The sequence below is a fragment of the Streptomyces sp. TRM49041 genome (assembly GCF_008271805.1).
In the GTDB taxonomy this organism is placed as follows: Bacteria; Actinomycetota; Actinomycetes; order Streptomycetales; family Streptomycetaceae; genus Streptomyces.
The window spans coordinates 1-215 of sequence record NZ_VSRY01000019.1 but is presented as its reverse complement, the minus strand read 5'-3'; the positions used below and the strand labels follow the sequence as shown (position 1 = coordinate 215).

Annotated in this window: 1 protein-coding gene; it reads left to right on the top strand. The window is 63.7% G+C overall.

The window, feature by feature from the left end:
* A partial coding sequence (locus FVS66_RS01540; RefSeq protein WP_149179130.1) for a hypothetical protein occupies window positions 1-215 on the top strand: 215 nt, incomplete at both ends.

Here is a 215-nt window from a genome sequence, read left to right as displayed (position 1 = left end):
GCCGGGTTGAGTCCGGTGGAGGTCGATGCGGTCGAGGGTCATGGGACGGGTACGAAGCTGGGTGATCCGATCGAGGCGCAAGCGCTTTTGGCGACGTATGGGCGTGAGCGTGAGGGTGATCCGCTGTGGCTCGGCTCGATCAAGTCGAACATCGGTCATACGTCCGCTGCGGCGGGTGTCGCGGGTGTGATCAAGATGGTGATGGCGATGCGGCA